Source organism: Microbacterium sp. SORGH_AS_1204, assembly GCF_030818935.1.
Taxonomy (GTDB): domain Bacteria; phylum Actinomycetota; class Actinomycetes; order Actinomycetales; family Microbacteriaceae; genus Microbacterium.
Map to the genome: position 1 here is coordinate 1,872,875 of NZ_JAUTBD010000001.1, position 18,107 is coordinate 1,890,981.

Consider the following 18,107-nt stretch of genomic DNA (forward strand, 5'->3'; position numbering starts at 1 on the left):
ACAGAACCGCACAGACCAGGGTCGCACACCCGGATGCCGCGCGACGACAGGGCCGCCCCCGAAAACGCCGAACGCCCCGCGGGTGAAACCCACGGGGCGTTCGGGAGGGAGCGGACTCAGCGGTCGCGCTTCTCCTTGATCTTGGCCTTCTTGCCACGCAGGCTGCGGAGGTAGTACAGCTTCGCGCGACGCACGTCACCGCGGGTGACGACCTCGATGTGGTCGATCACGGGGCTGTGCACCGGGAAGGTACGCTCGACGCCGACCTGGAAGCTGACCTTGCGGACGCAGAAGGTCTCGCGCACGCCGTCGCCCGAGCGGCCGATGACGACGCCCTGGAAGACCTGGATACGCGAACGGTTGCCTTCGGTGATGTTCACGTGCACCTTGACGGTGTCACCGGGAGCGAAGGCGGGGATGTCGGAGCGCAGCGAAGCCGCGTCGACGGAGTCGAGGATCTGCATGATCGTCACTTCCTGCGACCGCCACAGGTCGATCGCACGATAAGAGGGAAAAGGATGAGGCGTACCCGAGGCCGCGAATGCGACGTGACTCCCCTGAGGCAGAGCCGGTCAGGGCACAATCGACTATTCTGCCACGCCCGGGCCGCCCGGCCAAAACGGGCTCAGTCGGGTCGCCGGCTCTCGGGGACCACGATGACCTCGCCCCCGACCGGCGGCTGCGACCGTTCGCGCGTCGGCGGGATGTACGCCGTGCCGTCGGTGCTGTGCAGCACGGTCACCGCGCCGCGCGCCTCGTTCCAGAGCTGCGCGAGCGACGACCAGAACAGCAGCAGTGCGCCGACGATCGACAGCACCAGCAGCGGGAAGAACACCCGCGAGTCGAAGACACCCAGCGCGACGATCACCAGCTGCCACACGCCGACACCCGCCAGGTCGCGCCACGACACCGCGCGCGTCTCGCGCACGCTGGCTCGACCCCGGATCAGCAGGACCAGCACGAGCTGCGACACGAACACCGCGGGCACCGCGACGAACAGCCACAGAAGCGCCCACCCACTGCCGCCCGAGAACACGATCCATCCGACGAAGAGCCACAGCGGCAGCACGAAGGCGGCCGGGAACAGCCAGCGGAGGAAGAGTCGGCGCAGCACCATGACCCGATGCTACGGCCCGCCGATGTGCGGCACCTTTGAGAACGCCATGCCGCGGCAGCACCCGACCCGCGGACATCCATCGGGGAGAATGGGGGTTCGACGAAAGGGAACCACCATGATCGAACTGCGCACCCCGGCCGAGATCGACGCGATGCGCCCCGCCGGACGCTTCGTCGCGGAGGTGCTGGCCACGCTGCGCGACGAGACCAAGGTGGGCACCAACCTGCTGCACCTCGACCGCCGGGCGCACGACATGATCCGTGCCGCGGGAGCCGAGTCCTGCTACATCGACTACCACCCGTCGTTCGGCGCGAGTCCGTTCGGCAAGGTGCTGTGCACCTCGATCAACGACGCGGTGCTGCACGGGCTCCCCCACGACTACGCCCTGCGCGACGGAGACCTCGTCACGCTCGACTTCGCGGCATCCGTCGACGGCTGGGTGGCCGACTCGGCCGTCTCGTTCGTCGTCGGCACCGCGCGCGACGAAGACCTCGCGCTCATCGACACCACCCAGCGGGCCCTCGCAGCCGCCATCGAGACCGCCACCGTGGGCAAGAAGATCGGCGACATCTCGGCCGCCATCGCCGCCGTCGCCCACGCCGAGGGCCTGTCGATCAACACCGACTTCGGCGGCCATGGCGTCGGCCGCACGATGCACGGCGATCCCCACGTCGCCAACGACGGCAAAGCCGGCCGCGGATACCCGCTGCGCGCGGGCCTCGTCGTGGCGCTCGAGCCGTGGTTCCTGCACACCACCGACGAACTCGTCACCGACCCCGACGGGTGGACACTGCGCAGCGCCGACGGCTCTCGCGGCTCGCACTCCGAGCACACCGTCGCGATCACGCCCGACGGGCCGATCGTGCTGACCGACCGCTCGTTCCTCGGCGTCGACTGACGGAGGGTTCCGGATGCCGCGGCCTCGACGTCGCGGCATCCGTCACACCCGCGCCGTGCGGCGTCGAACGCCCGCAGCTGCGCGGCGGTGTCTCCGGGCCTCGACGTCGCGGCATCCGCGTCATCCCCGGGCCGTCGGCGTCGAATGCTCGCGATCGGCGCCTTCTCGCAGAGCCCGCGAGGAACGCCCCGAGAAAAGAGATCTCCAAGACCGAAGATCTCGGATGCCGCTATCGGGCGCAACTGCCGCCGAAGAACGGCGCCGCGGACCCAGCCGGGCCGTGGGGCACCGCGAGGTCAGTCGGCGAGCAGGTCGGGACGTCGCTCGCGCGTGCGCATGAGCTGCTGTTCACGCCGCCACGCGGCGACCGCGCCGTGATTGCCGCTCAGCAGCACCGGCGGCACCTCGCGCTCGCGCCAGACGGCGGGCTTGGTGAACGACGGATACTCGAGCAGGCCGTCCTCGTGCGACTCCTCGACGAGGCTCTCGGGGTTGCCGACGACGCCGGGGATGAGCCGGCCGATCGCCTCGACCATCGCCATGACGGCGACCTCTCCCCCGTTCAGCACGTAGTCGCCGAGGCTGATGAGACGCACCTCGCCGAGCTCACCGGCGTAGTCGAACACCCGCTCGTCGATGCCCTCGTACCGGCCGCACCCGAAAACGAGGTGCGAGGCGGTCGAGAGTTCGCGCGCGGTGGCCTGCGTGAACCGCTCGCCGGCGGGCGACGGGAAGATGATGACGGGACGCTCGGGGGCGTCGCGCACGATGCCGTCCAACGCCTCTCCCCAGGGCTCGGGCTTCATCACCATGCCGGCTCCCCCGCCGTAGGGGGTGTCGTCGACGGTGCGATGGCGGTCCCGCGTGTGCTCGCGCAGATCGTGCACGTTCACGTCGAGCAGACCGCTCTGCCGCGCCTTGCCCAGCAGCGACACCTCGAGGGCGTCGAAGATCGTGGGGAAGATCGACACGATGTCGATGCGCACGTCAGTCCTCGCGGGTGGCGGTGTTCTCGTCGCCCTCGGTGTCGATGTCGGCGGCGCCCGCCTCGTCGGTGTCAGCGGATGCCGCGCTCTCGCGCTCCGGCTCGTCACCGTCGTCGCTGGGCAGATCTTCGAACAGGCCCGCGGGCGGGGTGACGACCACGCGACCGCCGGCGATGTCGACCTCGGGCACGATGGCGCTCACGAAGGGCACGAGCACCTCGCGGTCTTCGCCCGAGGGGCGAACGATCAGCAGGTCTTGCGCGGGGAAGTGGTCCACCCGCACGACGCGGCCGATGACGCTCCCGTCGCGCACGACGTCGAGGCCCACGAGCTGGTGGTCGTACCAGGCGTCGTCTTCGGCGGGCGCCGTCTCGGTGTCCTGGTCAATCCACAGGATCGCCTTGACGAGCTCTTCGGCGGCGGTGCGGTCGTCGACGCCTTCGAAGAAGACAACGGGGTGGGAGTTCATCCAGCGGAACTCGCGGACCGTCAGCTCGCGGCCGTGCCACGGCGAGGATTTCGGCACCTGCAGGGTGAACGTGCTGCCCGACACGAAACGACCGTCGGGATCGTCGGTGTACAGCTCGAGCTTGAATGCGCCCTTCAGGCCGTGGGCCTTGACGAGGCGTCCGACGCGGAGCTGGGTCTTGGCGGGCTGTGCGCCCGCGGTGTCGCCGGCCGCCATCAGTCGTCGGCGACGTCGACGCGCACGCGGCGACCGTCTGCGAGAGCGGTGATGAGCGTGCGCAGCGCCTTGACGGTGCGTCCGCCGCGCCCGATCACGCGACCCCGGTCATCGGGGTGCACGCGAACCTCCAGCACGTCTCCGCGGGGAGAGGTGCTGGAACGGATGGTCACGGCATCCGGGTGATCGACGATCCCCTTGACGACGTGTTCGAGCGCGGCAGACAGCACGGGGATTACTCGGCCGAGGTCTCGGCGGCGTCCTCAGCGGGCGCCTCGGCGGGAGCGTCGGCCTTCTTCTCGGCCTTGGGCTTGACGACCGACTTCTTCGAGGCGTCGGCCTCGAACGCGGCCTTGGGCTCGCGCACCTTGACGGTGGAGACGGCGTCCTTGTCGCCCTTGAACTTGCCCCAGTCGCCCGTGAGCTTAAGGATGGCGGCGACCTGCTCGGTGGGCTGCGCGCCGACCGAGAGCCAGTACTGCGCGCGGTCCGAGTCGACCTCGATGAGCGAGGGCTCCTCGGTCGGGTGGTACTTGCCGATCTCCTCGATGACACGACCATCGCGCTTGGTGCGCGAGTCGGCGACGACGATGCGGTAGTAGGGCGCGCGGATCTTTCCGAGGCGCTTGAGACGGATCTTGACAGCCACGATGACTCCAAATGATGAAAACGAACGAACCGAACGCCTGGAGAGTGGGGTGCACACCCGGCGGAAGCTCAAAAGGGTGGACCGACACTGGATAGAGGGTCGAGTGGCGGGTCCAGCCCTCTATTCTGCCAGATCCTCGCGCCCCGCCGTGACAGGTGAAGCGAAACGACACGGTGCGTCGCGCAGCGTAGCGGAACGGCACCGCGAGAGGGCGCCGTGCGAGACTGAGCCGCATGAGGCTGCCGTTCGCTGCATCGATGCGTTCGTCCGTGGGTCTGGAGTGGGAGCTCATGCTCGCCGACCGCGGGACCGGCGATCTGGTCGCCCGCGCACCGGAGATCCTGGAGCATCTCGAGGACAAGACCGCGCTCGAGCGTTTCACCGTCACCGGCGAGTTGCTGACGAACACCGTCGAGGTCACCAGCGGTGTCGGCCACACCGTCGCCGAGGCCGTGGACGACATCGGCGACGCCATCTGCGCCCTGCGCGAAGAGACCGAGCCCCGCGGGATCGAGATGCTGTGCGCCGGAAGCCATCCGTTCGCCCAGTGGTACGACCAGCAGGTCACCGACAAGACGCGCTACCACACCCTCATCGAGCGCACCCAGTGGTGGGGTCGCAACATGATGATCTGGGGTATCCACGTGCACATCGGCGTCGACGACGTCGAGAAGGTCATCCCGATCGTCAACGCACTGACCGTCTTCCTCCCCCACCTGCAGGCGCTGTCGGCATCCAGCCCGTTCTGGGCGGGCGAGCGCACCGGATACGCGTCGAACCGCGCGCTCGTGTTCCAGCAGCTGCCCACGGCGGGGCTCCCGTGGCAGCTCGACACCTGGGGTGACTTCGAGAACTACCTCGACGACATGGTGCGCACGGGCGTCATGGCGGATGCCAGCGAGGTGCGGTGGGACATCCGTCCGGCGCCGAAGTGGGGCACGGTCGAGATCCGCGCGTGCGACGGCATGTCGACACTGCCCGAGCTCGCCGCCGTCGCCGCCCTCGCACAGACGCTCGTCGAGCACTTCTCGCGCCTCATCGACGAGGGCCGCGAGCTCCCCGGCATCCCGCCCTGGTACGCGCGCGAGAACAAGTGGCGCGCCGCGCGCTATGGACTCGACGCGCGGGTGATCGTGGACCGCAGTGGTACGCAGCGCCCGGTCGTCGAACACCTGCGCGAGACGATGGAAGAGCTGGCCGACGTCGCGCTCGAGCTGCACTGCGCGAAGGAGTTCGCCAGCCTCGAGACGATCCTGGCCACGGGCGGCAGCTCCGCGCGGCAGATCGCGGTGGCCGAGGCCGCCGACGGCGATCTGCGCGAGGTTGTGCAGCACCTGATCCGCGAGTTCCGCGGCGGTCCCACGCTGCGCGAGCACCTGGCCGCCCTCCGGGTCTGATTCGACGCTCGCTCATAGCCGGGCGCTCGTAGGATCACGGAATGATCTTCCGACGCCGCGCGACGGCTCTTTCGTTCGCGGTGCTGTCCGCCGTCGCCGCGGCGATCCTCTCGGGGTGCACGGCCGAGCCGGTCACCGCGACGCCGACGTTCGCAGGGCCGCCCCTAGCCGCGCCGGCACGGGGGGCTACCGCATCTCCGGTGTCGTCGTCGGCTCAGACGGCGACCGAGCACGTCGTCACGCTCGGGGACTCGATCATGTCGGGGTTCGGTCTTTCGCCGCGCGACGCATGGCCCTCTCTGCTGGCCGAGCGCGCGCGCATCTCGGTGACCAATCTCGCGTGCCCGGGGATGGGGTTCGTCGTGCAGGGCGACTGCGGCACGCCGTACTCGGGACTGATCCCCGCGATCGCCGCGCTTCAGCCCGATCTGCTCATCGTGCAGTCGTCGAGCAATGACTTCTGGTTGGACTCCGACGAGATCTCGGACGACACCGTCGACACCATCGAGACCCTGCATGCCGCGGCGCCCGCCGCGCGCATCATCGCGCTCAGCACGATCTGGAACGACGACCCGGAGGTGCCCGACGACACCGCGGTCACCTCCGAAGCCCTGCGCGACGCCGTCGAGTCGGTCGGCGGCGTGTACATCGACCTCGGTCAGCCCCTGGCCGGGCACCCCGACTGGCTGCAGCCCGACGACGTGCACCCCACGGCGCGCGGGCAGCGGGCGATCGAGCAGACGGTCATGTCGGCCCTGCAAGACGCCGGCGTCTTGCCCTGAGTCTGTGCGCGGTCAGCCCTTGCCGAGCATCTTCTGCAGCTCGGCGAGGTCGGCCTCGCTCGGCATGGCCTGACCGCCCAGGCCGAAGCCCGATCCCGTCGCCGGAGCGGCCGCGGCGATGCCGGCGTTCTCGGCGGCGCGCTTGGCCGGGTTGCCGGAACGCGAGCCCTTCGCCTTCTGCTGCTTACCGCGCTTCGACGAGGCACCGGGCTTGCCGCCCACCGGCCCCATGCCGGGGATGTTGGGCACGCCACCGCGGGCGACGGTCTTCATCATCTTGGCGGCCTGGTCGAAACGCTGCACGAGCTGGTTGACGTCGGTGACGGTCATGCCCGAACCGCGGGCGATGCGCAGACGCCGCGAGCCGTTGAGGATCTTGGGGTTGCGACGCTCCGCCAGCGTCATGGAGCGGATGATGGCCTCGGTGCGGTCGATCTCGCGCTCGTCGAAGTCTTCCAGCTGCTGCTTCATGTTGCCCATGCCCGGGAGCATCCCGAGCATCTTCTTCATGGAGCCCATCTTCTTCATCTGCTGCATCTGCTGCAGGAAGTCCTCGAGCGTGAAGGTGTCGGTGGCGAACTTCTCGGCGACCTTCAGCGCCTCGGCCTCGTCGAAGGCCTGCTGCGCCTGTTCGATCAGGGTGAGGATGTCACCGAGGTCGAGGATGCGGGATGCCATGCGGTCGGGGTGGAAGGGCTCGACGTCGTCGAGTCCCTCACCGGTGGACGCGAAGATGATGGGGCGTCCCGTGACGGAGGCGACAGAGAGGGCGGCGCCACCGCGGGCGTCACCGTCGAGCTTCGACAGCACGACACCGGTGAAGTCGACGCCGTCTTGGAAGGCTTTCGCCGTGTTGACGGCATCCTGACCGATCATCGTGTCGATGACGAAGAGAACCTCGTCGGGCTGGGTGGCCTTGCGGATGTCGGAGGCCTGCTTCATCAGCTCGGCGTCGACGCCGAGACGACCGGCGGTGTCGATGATGACGATGTCGTGCTGCTGGCGCGTCGCGTGGGCGACGCCGTCACGGGCGACCTTGACCGGATCGCCGACGCCGTTGCCGGGCTCGGGCGCGTAGATGGCGGCGCCGGCGCGCTCGGCGACGACCTGCAGCTGGTTCACGGCGTTCGGACGCTGGAGGTCGCACGCGACGAGGAGCGGGGTGTGCCCGTCTTTCTCGAGCATCTTGGCGAGCTTGCCGGCGAAGGTCGTCTTACCCGACCCCTGAAGACCGGCCAGCATGATGACGGTCGGGGGGTTCTTGGCGAACTGCAGTCGGCGCTGTTGACCACCCAGGATGCCGATGAGCTCGTCGTTGACGATCTGCACGACCTGCTGCGCGGGGTTCAGGGCACGGTTGACCTCGTCGCCGAGGGCGCGTTCGCGCACCGCGGCGGTGAACTCCTTGACGACGGGCAGGGCGACGTCGGCGTCGAGCAGGGCACGGCGGATCTCGCGTACCGTCCCGTCGACGTCGGCGGGCGTGAGCTGGCCCTTCTTCCGGAGGTTGCGGAAGGTCTCTGTGAGCCGGTCGGAGAGGGTGCCGAAAGTCGCCATGATGAGACGAGTTTACGCGGGCGCCGCGCACGGCGCTGCCGCCCGTGCCCGCCGCCCCATGCGAGGCCACGGCCCGGGAAAGCCGCAGCGATCCGCACGACCTGCGCCCGATGATCTCGGATGCCACTCACCGGACGTGAATCGCTGAGGTTACGCACCCGACCCGAACCCGCTGTCCGGCGCAACCTTTGCGATCTGCACAACCTCAGCCCGATGAACCTGGATGCCACTCACCTGCCGCGGATCGCTGAGGTTACGCCCGCGACCGAACTCGCTGCGCGGCTACGTCTCCGATCGCTCAGCGCTGCCGTCGGCTCAGACGAGGGCGAGCGCCTCGGCGAGCACCTCGTCGAGCGGACGCCCCGCCGCGGTGCGGTCCGCCCACGACCAGACGGCGGCCAGCACGGCGGCCGACAGCGCGCCCGCGCGGACCTCGGCGAGCAGCCGCGGCATCCCTTCGCGCGAGAAGCGCGCCGCGACGTGATGCTGCAGACGGAACTGCCGCACGGCGCGATCGCGGTCGAGCTCGGCGGCGATGTCCATGGCCTCGGCGTTGGTGATGGCCAGGGCGAGGGCATCGGGCGTGAGGCCCCGGCCGATCGTCGACAGGGCGACGACGACCTCGACGCCGTCGTGGAGGAGAGCGACGCTCGCGGCGACCTGCTCGTCGAAACCCGACCACAGCACGTCGCTCTTGGCCGCGAAGTAGTTGAAGAAGCTGGAGCGACTCACTCCGGCGCGGCGCGTGATGTCGGAGACGCTGGTGGCGTCGTACCCCTTCTCGAGGAAGAGCTCGCATGCCGCCTCCGACAGCACCTCGCGGGACGAGGCGCGGGGGCGTCCGCTGCGGGGCTCGGGGGTCACTGCCCCAGACTAGACGGCCGACACCGGTGTATTGTTGGACGCAATCCAACATCGGAGGCCGTCGATGATCGACATCCACCTCGCGGGGCTCGCCCCGCTGTACGTGCCCTACCTCGACGGGTGGGCCCACCAGCGTCGCATCCATTCCGAGGTGGTCGCCGACGAACGCCCCGACACCCTGCTGCTGCTCGAACACGAGGCCGTCTACACGGCGGGCAAACGCACACAGGCGCACGAGCGTCCCGACGACGGCACACCCGTCATCGACGTCGACCGCGGGGGCAAGATCACCTGGCACGGCCCGGGCCAGCTCGTCGGCTACCCGATCGTGCGCCTGCCCGAACCGATCGACGTGGTCGCGCACGTGCGCCGGCTGGAGGCGCTGCTCATCGACGGCCTCCGCGAGCACGGCGTCGACGGCTTCCGCGTCGACGGCCGCAGTGGCGTCTGGGTGAAGCGTCCGCTCGGCGTCGACAAGGTCGCGGCCATCGGCGTGCGCGTCGAGAAGGGCGTCACCATGCACGGCTTCGCGGTCAACTGCGACAACAGTCTCGCCGCATTCCGGCGCATCGTCCCCTGCGGGATCACGGATGCCGGAGTCACGACCGTCAGCGAGGTGGTCGGCGCCGATGTCTCCCCCGCCGACCTCGTCCCGGCCATCGAGCGCGTCTTCCGCGCCGAGTACGCGGCGGTGGCGGCGTGAGCGCCTGCGGGACCGGCAACGCCGGGGCCCCGGCATCCACCGCTCCGAACGGGCGGAAGCTCCTGCGCCTCGAGGTGCGCAACGCCGAAACCCCCATCGAGCGCAAGCCCGAGTGGATCAAAACCAAGGCCAAGATGGGCCCGGAGTACACGGCGCTGCAGAAGCTCGTGAAGGGCGAGGACCTGCACACCGTGTGCCAGGAGGCCGGCTGCCCGAACATCTTCGAGTGCTGGGAGGACCGCGAGGCGACCTTCCTCATCGGCGGTTCGCAGTGCACGCGCCGGTGCGACTTCTGCCAGATCGACACCGGCAAGCCCGCCGACTACGACCGCGACGAGCCGCGCCGCGTCGCCGAGAGCGTCACGCGCATGCAGCTGCGGTACGCCACCGTGACCGGCGTCGCCCGCGACGACCTGCCCGATGAGGGCGCGTGGCTGCACGCCGAGACCGTCCGCCGCATCCACGCCGAAAATCCCGGTACGGGGGTCGAGATCCTCGCGACCGACTTCTCGGGCAACCCCGCTCACCTCGAAGAAGTCTTCTCGTCGCGGCCCGAGGTGTTCGCCCACAACGTCGAGACGGTGCCGCGCATCTTCAAGCGCATCCGCCCCGCCTTCCGCTACGACCGTTCGCTCGGGGTGCTCAGCGCCGCGCGCGATGCCGGCCTCATCACGAAGTCGAACCTCATCCTCGGTATGGGCGAAGAGCCCGAGGAGGTCGTGCAGGCCCTCGAAGACCTGCACGAAGCCGGCACCGACATCATCACGATCACGCAATACCTCCGCCCGACTCCGCGTCACCTGCCGGTGCAGCGCTGGGTGAAGCCGGCGGAATTCGTGGAGTTCAAGGAAGAGGCCGAGCGCATCGGCTTCCTCGGTGTGCTGGCCGGTCCCCTCGTGCGTTCGTCGTACCGGGCGGGGCGCCTGTGGGCGCAGTCGATGGTGTCGAAGGGCCGCGAGATCCCGCCGCACCTCGGGCACCTCGCGAAGGACATCGCGAACGCCGACGCCGGTTTCGCGCAGGCCGTGTGACGCCGCACCGGCCGCGGGCCGGCCGTGATCGCGGCCGGTGCGCCGCGGCATCCCTCTCTCGCCGGAGCTCGCACGGCGCCTCGGTATCGCGTCAGACGGCGCCGGGCTCAGACCGGCCAGATGTAGGGCAGGTCGTCGGGCACGTCGCCGAACCGCGGCACGTAGAACTCCGCGTCCTTGCGGATGAGGTTGGACCGGTGCGCCCGATGGAACGCCTCGTCGCCGAGCCAGGGCGGCAGATCGAGCTCGTGCTGAGCGACCCCGTCGACGTCGGGTGCGAAGACGCGGATCTTCTCGCGGACGGTGTCGCTGCGCCCCTGCGCGATCCACTCGTCGGTCATCACGAGACCGTAGGAGACCAGACCCGGCAGGTACCCGGCCCACATCTTCGCCGCCGGGTGGTTGCGCCAGCCGTGACCCGGAACGGTGAGAGCCCGCAGCAGCTGGAACGTCTCGACGCGCTGTTTGCCCAGCCGCTTCGCGTCGAGCGCCCGCGCGGAGTCGACGAACGAGGGGTAGGGCAGAAAGGTCTGCACGGGTTCAGTCGGCGCTGGTGACCGACTGCACGCGGCCGTCGGACGCGAGATTGACCAGCAGCACGTCGTCGGTCGCGTCGGGGTCGAGCGCGTACTCGAGCACCGCGAAGGGGTCGGCTCCCCCGTGCTCATCGGCGAGGATGGTCATGCTCATCAGCTGCAGGGCCTTGATGACGTCGATGTGCGTGTCGCCCGAGACGTCGGTGAGCAGATCGTCGAGCTCGTCGCCGAGCGTCGCCTGCTGCTGCAGGATGTACTCGGTCACCTCGCTCGTGCGGGAGTCGAGCTCGTTCACCATGGCGTTGCGGGCGGCGAGATCGATGGCCTCGAGCGACGACACCATGGATGCCGCGACGTCGAGCGCCTCGGCAGACACGTCGTCTTGATCGGGCGCGGTCAGATCGACGGTGACGCTCTGGTCGCCGAACTCCACGTTCTCACTCCAGAAGATCGACCCGTCGGGGCCCGACTCGAGGAGTCCGAAGAAGTCGTGCTCGATGGCCATGAGTCCATGTAAGCAGTCCGCCCCGGCTTCGGGAAGACGACCCGCCCGACCCGCCGCGTGCGGTATGCGTCAGTCGACGAGCGAAGCCGCGAACACGTGCGGGGTGAAGCCGGTGAGGTCGCCGATGCCCTCGCCCTGCCCGAGGAGCTTGACGGGGATGCCGGTGAGCTCCTGCACCGCCAGGACGAAGCCGCCCTTCGCCGATCCGTCGAGCTTGGTCAGCACGAGGCCGGTCACGCCGGCGCTGTCGAGGAACGCCTGCGCCTGCATCAGGCCGTTCTGACCGGTCGTGGCATCGAGCACGAGAAGCACCTCGGCGATCGGCGACTGCTTCTCGATCACGCGCTTGATCTTGCCGAGCTCGTCCATGAGCCCGCCCTTGGTGTGCAGGCGCCCGGCGGTGTCGACGAGCACGATCTCGGTGCCTGTCTCTTTGGCGTGGGCGACGGTCTGGAACGCGACGGATGCCGGGTCCTGCCCCTCGTGCTGGGGGCGGACGATCGTCGCTCCCCCGCGCTCGGCCCACGTTGCGAGCTGGTCGACGGCCGCGGCGCGGAAGGTGTCGGCGGCGCCCACGACGACCGTGCGCCCATAGCGCTGCAAGAACTTCGCGAACTTGCCGATCGTCGTCGTCTTGCCCACGCCGTTGACGCCGACCACGAGCACCACGGCCGGACGCTCGGTGAGGCGCAGGGTCGTGTCGAACTTCGCGAAGTGCTCCTCGAGGGTCTCGCGGAGCATCCGCTGCAGGTCGCGCGGGTCGGTGGTGCGGTAGCGCTCGACCTTCTCGCGCAGCTCGTCGATGAGGCGCTCGGTGACGTCGGGGCCGAAATCGGCGGTCAGCAGCGCCGTTTCGAGGTCGTCCCACGTCGTCTCGTCGATCGTGGGCTTGACGAACAACCCGCGCAGCGCGCGGCCCAGCGACCAGGAGTTCTCAGCCATTGCTTCAGCTTACGGGCGCGGCTTCGGCCCGGCTCGCCGCCCGGTCGCCGACGCGCTGTCCCACGACGGCGGACACCCCGTCCTGCCGCATGGACACGCCGTAGAGGGCGTCGGCGATCTCCATCGTGCGCTTCTGGTGCGTGATGACGATGAGCTGACTGCTCGCCCGGAGCTTCTCGAACACCCCGAGCAGCCGCCCGAGATTGGCGTCGTCGAGGGCCGCCTCGACCTCGTCGAGGATATAGAAGGGGCTCGGACGCGCGGTGAAGATCGAGGTCAGGAAGGCGACGGCGGCCAACGAGCGCTCGCCGCCCGAGAGCAGGGAGAGGCGCTCGATCTTCTTCCCCACGGGTCGCACCGACACCTCGATCCCGGTGGTCAACGGGTTGTCGGGGTCGGTGAGCGAGATGCTGCCGGAGCCCCCCGGGAAGAGGATCGGGAAGATGTCGGTAAAGGCGGCCCGGGTGTCCTCGAACGCGGCGACGAAGATGGTCTGCATCCGCTCGTCGAGGTCGGCGATGATCGTCTGCAGGTCGGCGCGGGTCTGCTGCAGGTCGGCCAGCTGTTCGGTGAGGAAGGCGTGGCGCTGCTCGAGCGCGGCGAACTCCTCGAGCGCGAGCGGGTTGACCCGGCCCAGCTGCGACAGCTTGCGCTCGGCATCCTGAAGCCGACGCTTCTGGGCGGCACGGTCGAAGGGATCGCCCTCCGCGTCGTTCGGCACGAGCTGGTCGGGACCGTACTCCGCGATCAGCACGGCCTCGTCGAGCGCGAGCTCGGACTGCACGCGCTCCAGCAGGCTCGTGACGTGGAGCTTCTTCTCGTGCATCTGCAGCTCGAGACCGTGGACGCTCTCGGTCAGGCGCGCGAGACGCTCGCGGACGCGGGCCTCATCGGCGCGAGCACGGGCGAGCTCTTCGGTGATCGCGGTGCGCGCCGACTCCGCGGCCGCGAGTTCGACGCGCGCCTGGCTGACCGATCGGTCCACCGAGTCCAGGAGGGCGGGCAGCTGACCCGCCACCTCCGAGGCGATTTCTCGCTGCGCGCGGCGCAGAACCGCGCGTCGGGCCGCCTCCGCCGCGGCGGCGCGCTCGCGCTCGCGCTGCTGCTCCAGCTGGACGATGCGCGCTTCGCCCGCGCGCACGCGTTCTTTCAGCGTCTCGATGTCGAGCCGCGCACGTATCTCCGCCTCGCGGGCGGCGTCGACCTCAGCGGCCATCCCCTCGCGGGCGGACGCGTCGAGCAGCGGGCGAGGCGCCTCCCGGGCGCGCGACAGGGCCTCGTCGGCGCGGCGGGCTGCGTCCTCGGCTTCGGCGACCGCCGCCTCGGTCTGCGCGAGAGCGGCGGCGAGGCGATCGCACTCGGCGACGGCGGCCTCGTGGCGTACCGTCACGCGGTTGACCTTCTCGGCGTGCGCGGCCAACGCGGCATCGTGCTCACGGAGCGTCGACAGCGCTTGTTTCGTGCGGTGGCGCGCATCGGTCAGCGCGCGCTGTTCGTCGGAGAGGGCCTCGCGCAGCGAGTCCGCGACGACGACGATCTCGGCGAGCCGTTCCGCGGCGGCATCCCGCTCGGCCGCGAGCTCCAGCCGCGATCGGCCCGACCCGGAGCCCGCCTTCACCGTGCGCGAGGTCACGACCTCACCCGTGCGGGTGACCACGGTCACATCGCGCGCGAGCGACGGCTGCAGCAACCGGACGGCGTCGAGGTCGTCGACGATCACCGTACGCGACAGGATGCCACGCACCCCGGCGGGCGCGGTGACCACGTCGAGGGCCGGCACCGCGCCGGCCACCGTGGGGGCCGCCTCATCGGCCTCGCCGTGGGCGATGACGATCTCGACCACACCGAGATCCCCCTCGGTCGCGTCGAGCGCAGCGCGGAACGCGGCGTCGGCGTCGTCGACCAGCAGTCCTTCCGCGAGCGAGCCGAGGGCGGCGGCGATGGCTGCCTCGTACCCGGGAGCGACCTTGACGTCGTCGCCCACCAGCCCGCGCACCCCCGTGCCTCCCGCCGCGCTCAGGTCGGCGGCGGCGTTGCGCAGGTCGAGTGCGCGCCCCAGGGCCGTCGTCTGCGCGGTGAGGGCGTCGCGCTCGCGTTCGGCGGCGTGCAGGCGTTCGCGAAGGCCCGCGACGGCGGCCTCGACGTCGTTCGCGTCGCGTTGCGCCCGCTCGTACGCAGCGGCGTGTTCGGCGGTGGACGCCTCCGGCTCGACGTCGGGGTCGAGCTCGGCGCGGGCCCGCTCGGCCTCGACACGACGCTGTAGAGCGGCGTCGAGAGCCCGTTGCTGTCGCTCGACGCCGGCGCGGACCGCGTTCAGCGCCGACGTCGCGGCATCCGCCGTCCCCCGCAGGGCCTGGATCTTCATGTCGTGCTCGCTGACGAGCGCGCTCTGTGCAGCGATGTCGACGTCGAGGGCGTCGAGATCGGCCCGGGCGCGTGCGACGGCGCGTGCGGCTTCGGCCGCGGCATCCTGGGCATCGCCGAGCCCCTGCGCGATGTCGTCGATCTCGGCGCGGACGTCGTCGATCGCGGTCTGCGACACGGTGGGGGCGAAGCCCGCGGGGTCGGCGTCGTCGTCGGCGAGCAGCGTCAGGCGCTGACCCGCCAGGGTGTAGAGACCGCGCAGCCGCTCCTGCACCTGCTCGAGCGAGAAGGCCACGCTGCGCGCGCGATCGACCGCCTCGGAACGCTGGTCGTTCTCGAGCCTCTCGACGCGCTGGCGGAGTCCGTCGGCCTGTTCCTGCAGCCCGAGACGCTCCGTGTGCCGCTCGCTCTCGGCCCGGGCGGCGTCGGCGAGCTGCGTCCGCAGCCGCACGAGGTCGTCGGCGTACAGCCGAGCCTTGGCATCGCGCACCACGGCGGCGATGGTGGCCGCCTCCCGCGCGATCTCGGCCTGCTTGCCGAGGGGCTTGAGCTGTCGCCGCAGCTCGCCCGCCAGATCGCTCAGCCGGGTGAGGTTGGTCTCCATCGCCTCGAGCTTGCGGACGGTCTTCTCTTTGCGTCGCCGGTGCTTCAGGATGCCGGCGGCCTCCTCGATGAACCCCCGGCGATCCTCCGCGGTGGCCTGCAGCACCGTGTCGAGACGGCCTTGACCGATGATGACGTGCATCTCGCGCCCGAGGCCGGAATCGCTGAGCAGCTCCTGCACATCGAGCAACCGACACGTCTGCCCGTTGATGGCGTACTCGCTGGCGCCGGTGCGGAACAGCGTCCGGCTGATCGTGACCTCGCTGTAATCGATGGGCAGCGCCCCGTCGCCGTTGTCGATGGTCAGCTGCACCTCCGCGCGGCCGAGGGGGCCGCGAGTCGACGTGCCGGCGAAGATGACGTCTTCCATCTTCCCGCCGCGCAGCGTCTTGGCGCCCTGCTCCCCCATCACCCAGGCGAGCGCGTCGACCACGTTGGACTTGCCCGAGCCGTTCGGCCCGACGATGCAGGTCACGCCGGGTTCGAGCGCGAAGGTCGTCGACTGGGCGAAGGACTTGAAGCCTTTGAGCGTCACGCTCTTCAGGTGCATGTCACCCGCCTTCCCGCCCGGTCGAATTCTCGCCTCACGGTAGCCGAGAAGCCCCGGAAATCCGCGGCGGCGGGCCGGAGTTCACCGTCCGCCACGCCCGGAAGTCCGCCCTCTCTGGGAAATCGCTTGACGGATGCCGCGGACCTCCGCTAGCGTCAGGGGTCGCAACCGACGTCGAAAGGAGGTCACTTCCATGATTCGCAGCACCATCGGCTTCACCGCCATCGGCTTCACCGCCGCTCCCGCGCTGTCCGCACCCGTCACCGGAGTGACCACCGCCGTCGGCATGCCCTCCCGTCTGGGCTGATCCGTCGCGTCGAGACGCCTCAGGCGTCTCCGCCCCCCGTGAGCACGTCGCTCTGACGCGCTCCTCTCGATCCTCGGGATCCTCTTCAGCGCCCTCGCGCGCATGACACACCTCTTCCTCGGAGCCTCCGCATGAACGCCCTGTTCGCGCGCGCGCCGCAGCACACCGCGGCCGCGCCCACGTCCCCGTCCACCCCGTCGACCGTCACGTTCGACACCACCGCCTACCGCCCGCTGGGCCTGCTCGACCGACTGTCGCTGCGCCTCGGCCTGTGGCTGCTCACGCGCCATGCCGACCGCGCGCGGGCGCTCGACCATCAGGCCGTCGCCGCCCACCGCGCACGCGATGCCTTCGCCGAGCGCGAGCAGCGCGAACGCGCCTGGCAGAGCACGGCCGCCTTCAGCCGACTCCCCTTCTGAAACGGTGGGGGCGACCATCGTGTCGCCCCCACCGCCTTCTCTCTCCCCCCCCCCCCCCCCCGGACACGAAAGTCCCCTCATGACCGATCTTCCGGCCGGCATCGAGCTGCGCCCCCTGCACATCCCGGCATCCATCGACGCCCCCGACGCCGCGGACTTCCGCGAGATGGTGCGCGTGCGCAATCTCGTCTATGCCGAAGTCTCCGGCCACGACGACGCATCCATGCCGGCCGACGAACTGCTGCCCCTGTATCAGCCGCAGCCCGAGACGAAGCGCTTCGCGTGGATCGCCGTCCGCGACGGCGAGGTCGTCGGCCGCGCGGGTCTCGACCTCCCCCAGGAGGACGGCGCCCGCACCGGCAACTGGCTCGTCGAACTCCGCCGCTCCGCCTGGGGTCTCGGCATCGGTCGCGCCGCCTTCGCCGAGATCGAACGCGTCGCACGAGCGGAGGGGCGCACGATCCTGCAGTCGTGGGCCGAGCACCCCGCCGCCGACGGCCCCCGACTCGAGGCCCCCACGGGCTTCGGATCCATCCCGCGTGACCACGCGGCGAGGTTCTTCCTTGCATCCGGCTGTTCGCTCGAGCAGATCGTGCGCGTCAGCGCCCTTTCGCTCGCCGACGCACGCCCGCGCCTGGAGGAGCTTCTCGCCGAAGCGGAAGAGGCGGCGGTCGGCTATCGCGTGGTGCAGTGGACCCTGCCGACTCCCGACGAGTTCGTCGACGGCTTCGCGGCGATGAAGGCACGCATGGTCACCGACGCCCCCTCGGCCGACCTCGAGTTCGACGAGGAGATCTGGGATGCCGCGCGCCTCCGGCGTTACGAGGCCGGATATCTCGACGCCGGCCGCCACATGCTCGTCACCGCGGCGCAGCACGTCGACACCGGCGAACTCGCGGCGTTCAACGAGCTCGTCATCGGCAAGGACCGGACCGCGGCCACCAGCCAGGAGGACACCCTGGTCGTCGCGGCGCACCGCGGCCACCGCCTCGGCATGCTGGTGAAATGCGCCGGCCTGCTCGCCTGGCACGACGTCGCGCCCCACTCGCCGCGCGTGATCACCTACAACGCCGAGGAGAACCGCCCGATGCTGTCGATCAACGAACGGATCGGCTTCGCGGCGACGTCGTACGAGGGGGTGTGGAAGAAGGTGCTGGCCTGATCGCGGGCTCCCGGCATCCAGCATTATCGAGACACGGGATGCCGGCAGCC

The 18,107-nt window shown here is 70.1% G+C and carries 19 protein-coding genes; 7 read left to right on the forward strand and 12 right to left on the reverse strand.

All coding sequences use genetic code 11. The features are described 5' to 3' along the window. Positions 1–116: 116 nt before the first annotated feature. On the reverse strand, positions 117–464 hold the full coding sequence (gene rplS / locus QE410_RS08570; RefSeq protein WP_058231655.1) for a 50S ribosomal protein L19: 348 nt from the start codon (positions 462–464) through the stop codon (positions 117–119). 161 nt (positions 465–625) lie between these two features. After that, positions 626–1,117, reverse strand: coding sequence for an MFS transporter permease (locus QE410_RS08575; protein ID WP_307330512.1), 492 nt, complete (start codon positions 1,115–1,117; stop codon positions 626–628). A 115-nt stretch (positions 1,118–1,232) separates the two neighbouring features. Between QE410_RS08575 and map the strand changes: the two genes are divergently transcribed. Beyond that, on the forward strand, positions 1,233–2,015 hold the full coding sequence (gene map / locus QE410_RS08580; protein ID WP_307330515.1) for a type I methionyl aminopeptidase: 783 nt from the start codon (positions 1,233–1,235) through the stop codon (positions 2,013–2,015). Positions 2,016–2,311: 296 nt separating this feature from the next. Here map and trmD read toward each other — a convergent pair whose 3' ends face one another. The 4 genes from trmD to rpsP are packed head-to-tail and all read right to left on the reverse strand — an operon-like array spanning position 2,312 to position 4,335. Further along, on the reverse strand, positions 2,312–3,001 hold the full coding sequence (trmD, locus tag QE410_RS08585; RefSeq protein ID WP_307330518.1) for a tRNA (guanosine(37)-N1)-methyltransferase TrmD: 690 nt from the start codon (positions 2,999–3,001) through the stop codon (positions 2,312–2,314). A gap of 1 nt (position 3,002) precedes the next feature. Next, positions 3,003–3,686: a ribosome maturation factor RimM gene (rimM, locus tag QE410_RS08590; RefSeq protein WP_307330521.1), complete on the reverse strand. Its 684-nt coding sequence runs from the start codon at positions 3,684–3,686 to the stop codon at positions 3,003–3,005. Further along, the gene (locus tag QE410_RS08595) at positions 3,686–3,916 is read right to left on the reverse strand and encodes an RNA-binding protein (protein WP_307330524.1); all 231 of its coding nucleotides are present in this window, start codon (positions 3,914–3,916) and stop codon (positions 3,686–3,688) included. The genes rimM and QE410_RS08595 overlap by 1 nt, the downstream gene beginning before the upstream one ends. Before the next feature lie 5 nt (positions 3,917–3,921). After that, positions 3,922–4,335 (reverse strand): 30S ribosomal protein S16, encoded by a 414-nt coding sequence (gene rpsP / locus QE410_RS08600; RefSeq protein WP_307330526.1) that lies wholly within the window; start codon positions 4,333–4,335, stop codon positions 3,922–3,924. Between the two features lie 233 nt (positions 4,336–4,568). On the opposite strand from rpsP, the gene QE410_RS08605 reads away from it, so the two are divergent. Together QE410_RS08605 and QE410_RS08610 are read left to right on the forward strand one after the other, a co-directional pair. After that, on the forward strand, positions 4,569–5,732 hold the full coding sequence (locus QE410_RS08605; protein ID WP_307330529.1) for a glutamate--cysteine ligase: 1,164 nt from the start codon (positions 4,569–4,571) through the stop codon (positions 5,730–5,732). A gap of 41 nt (positions 5,733–5,773) precedes the next feature. Further along, the gene (locus QE410_RS08610) at positions 5,774–6,514 is read left to right on the forward strand and encodes an SGNH/GDSL hydrolase family protein (protein WP_307330531.1); all 741 of its coding nucleotides are present in this window, start codon (positions 5,774–5,776) and stop codon (positions 6,512–6,514) included. Positions 6,515–6,526: 12 nt separating this feature from the next. On the opposite strand, the gene ffh is transcribed toward QE410_RS08610, so the two are convergent. Together ffh and QE410_RS08620 are read right to left on the reverse strand one after the other, a co-directional pair. Beyond that, positions 6,527–8,071: a signal recognition particle protein gene (gene ffh / locus QE410_RS08615; protein WP_307330534.1), complete on the reverse strand. Its 1,545-nt coding sequence runs from the start codon at positions 8,069–8,071 to the stop codon at positions 6,527–6,529. Between the two features lie 315 nt (positions 8,072–8,386). Beyond that, positions 8,387–8,935 (reverse strand): helix-turn-helix domain-containing protein, encoded by a 549-nt coding sequence (locus QE410_RS08620; protein WP_307330536.1) that lies wholly within the window; start codon positions 8,933–8,935, stop codon positions 8,387–8,389. Between the two features lie 64 nt (positions 8,936–8,999). Here QE410_RS08620 and lipB point away from each other — a divergent pair, with 64 nt between their 5' ends. Continuing rightward, positions 9,000–9,638 carry a lipoyl(octanoyl) transferase LipB gene (gene lipB, locus QE410_RS08625; RefSeq protein ID WP_307330538.1) on the forward strand — a complete coding sequence of 213 codons (639 nt, stop codon included), beginning with the start codon at positions 9,000–9,002 and terminating at the stop codon, positions 9,636–9,638. Beyond that, a complete protein-coding gene (gene lipA, locus QE410_RS08630) occupies positions 9,635–10,669 on the forward strand; it encodes a lipoyl synthase (protein ID WP_307330540.1) in 1,035 nt (344 codons plus the stop codon). The genes lipB and lipA overlap by 4 nt, the downstream gene beginning before the upstream one ends. 107 nt (positions 10,670–10,776) lie before the next feature. Here lipA and QE410_RS08635 read toward each other — a convergent pair whose 3' ends face one another. From QE410_RS08635 to smc, 4 genes are all read right to left on the reverse strand, one after another. Next, on the reverse strand, positions 10,777–11,205 hold the full coding sequence (locus QE410_RS08635) for an MSMEG_6728 family protein (RefSeq protein WP_307330542.1): 429 nt from the start codon (positions 11,203–11,205) through the stop codon (positions 10,777–10,779). Between the two features lie 4 nt (positions 11,206–11,209). Continuing rightward, positions 11,210–11,710: a DUF2004 domain-containing protein gene (locus tag QE410_RS08640; protein ID WP_307330546.1), complete on the reverse strand. Its 501-nt coding sequence runs from the start codon at positions 11,708–11,710 to the stop codon at positions 11,210–11,212. Positions 11,711–11,779: 69 nt separating this feature from the next. Further along, positions 11,780–12,652, reverse strand: coding sequence for a signal recognition particle-docking protein FtsY (ftsY, locus tag QE410_RS08645; RefSeq protein ID WP_307330547.1), 873 nt, complete (start codon positions 12,650–12,652; stop codon positions 11,780–11,782). Between the two features lie 4 nt (positions 12,653–12,656). Next, a complete protein-coding gene (gene smc, locus QE410_RS08650; RefSeq protein ID WP_307330549.1) occupies positions 12,657–16,169 on the reverse strand; it encodes a chromosome segregation protein SMC in 3,513 nt (1,170 codons plus the stop codon). A gap of 438 nt (positions 16,170–16,607) precedes the next feature. On the opposite strand from smc, the gene QE410_RS08655 reads away from it, so the two are divergent. Together QE410_RS08655 and QE410_RS08660 are read left to right on the forward strand one after the other, a co-directional pair. Continuing rightward, the gene (locus tag QE410_RS08655) at positions 16,608–16,895 is read left to right on the forward strand and encodes a hypothetical protein (protein ID WP_307330555.1); all 288 of its coding nucleotides are present in this window, start codon (positions 16,608–16,610) and stop codon (positions 16,893–16,895) included. 79 nt (positions 16,896–16,974) lie between these two features. After that, positions 16,975–18,057 (forward strand): GNAT family N-acetyltransferase, encoded by a 1,083-nt coding sequence (locus QE410_RS08660; protein ID WP_307330557.1) that lies wholly within the window; start codon positions 16,975–16,977, stop codon positions 18,055–18,057. Positions 18,058–18,107 lie beyond the last annotated feature (50 nt).

Bases quoted from the DNA above. Each gene is read 5' to 3' on its own strand.
- rplS (WP_058231655.1), bottom strand. From the start codon at position 464: ATGCAGATCCTCGACTCCGTCGACGCGGCTTCGCTGCGCTCCGACATC.
- QE410_RS08575 (WP_307330512.1), bottom strand. From the start codon at position 1,117: ATGGTGCTGCGCCGACTCTTCCTCCGCTGGCTGTTCCCGGCCGCCTTC.
- map (WP_307330515.1), top strand. From the start codon at position 1,233: ATGATCGAACTGCGCACCCCGGCCGAGATCGACGCGATGCGCCCCGCC.
- rimM (WP_307330521.1), bottom strand. From the start codon at position 3,686: ATGGCGGCCGGCGACACCGCGGGCGCACAGCCCGCCAAGACCCAGCTC.
- QE410_RS08605 (WP_307330529.1), top strand. From the start codon at position 4,569: ATGAGGCTGCCGTTCGCTGCATCGATGCGTTCGTCCGTGGGTCTGGAG.
- QE410_RS08610 (WP_307330531.1), top strand. From the start codon at position 5,774: ATGATCTTCCGACGCCGCGCGACGGCTCTTTCGTTCGCGGTGCTGTCC.
- ffh (WP_307330534.1), bottom strand. From the start codon at position 8,071: ATGGCGACTTTCGGCACCCTCTCCGACCGGCTCACAGAGACCTTCCGC.
- lipB (WP_307330538.1), top strand. From the start codon at position 9,000: ATGATCGACATCCACCTCGCGGGGCTCGCCCCGCTGTACGTGCCCTAC.
- QE410_RS08640 (WP_307330546.1), bottom strand. From the start codon at position 11,710: ATGGCCATCGAGCACGACTTCTTCGGACTCCTCGAGTCGGGCCCCGAC.
- ftsY (WP_307330547.1), bottom strand. From the start codon at position 12,652: ATGGCTGAGAACTCCTGGTCGCTGGGCCGCGCGCTGCGCGGGTTGTTC.
- smc (WP_307330549.1), bottom strand. From the start codon at position 16,169: ATGCACCTGAAGAGCGTGACGCTCAAAGGCTTCAAGTCCTTCGCCCAG.
- QE410_RS08655 (WP_307330555.1), top strand. From the start codon at position 16,608: ATGAACGCCCTGTTCGCGCGCGCGCCGCAGCACACCGCGGCCGCGCCC.
- QE410_RS08660 (WP_307330557.1), top strand. From the start codon at position 16,975: ATGACCGATCTTCCGGCCGGCATCGAGCTGCGCCCCCTGCACATCCCG.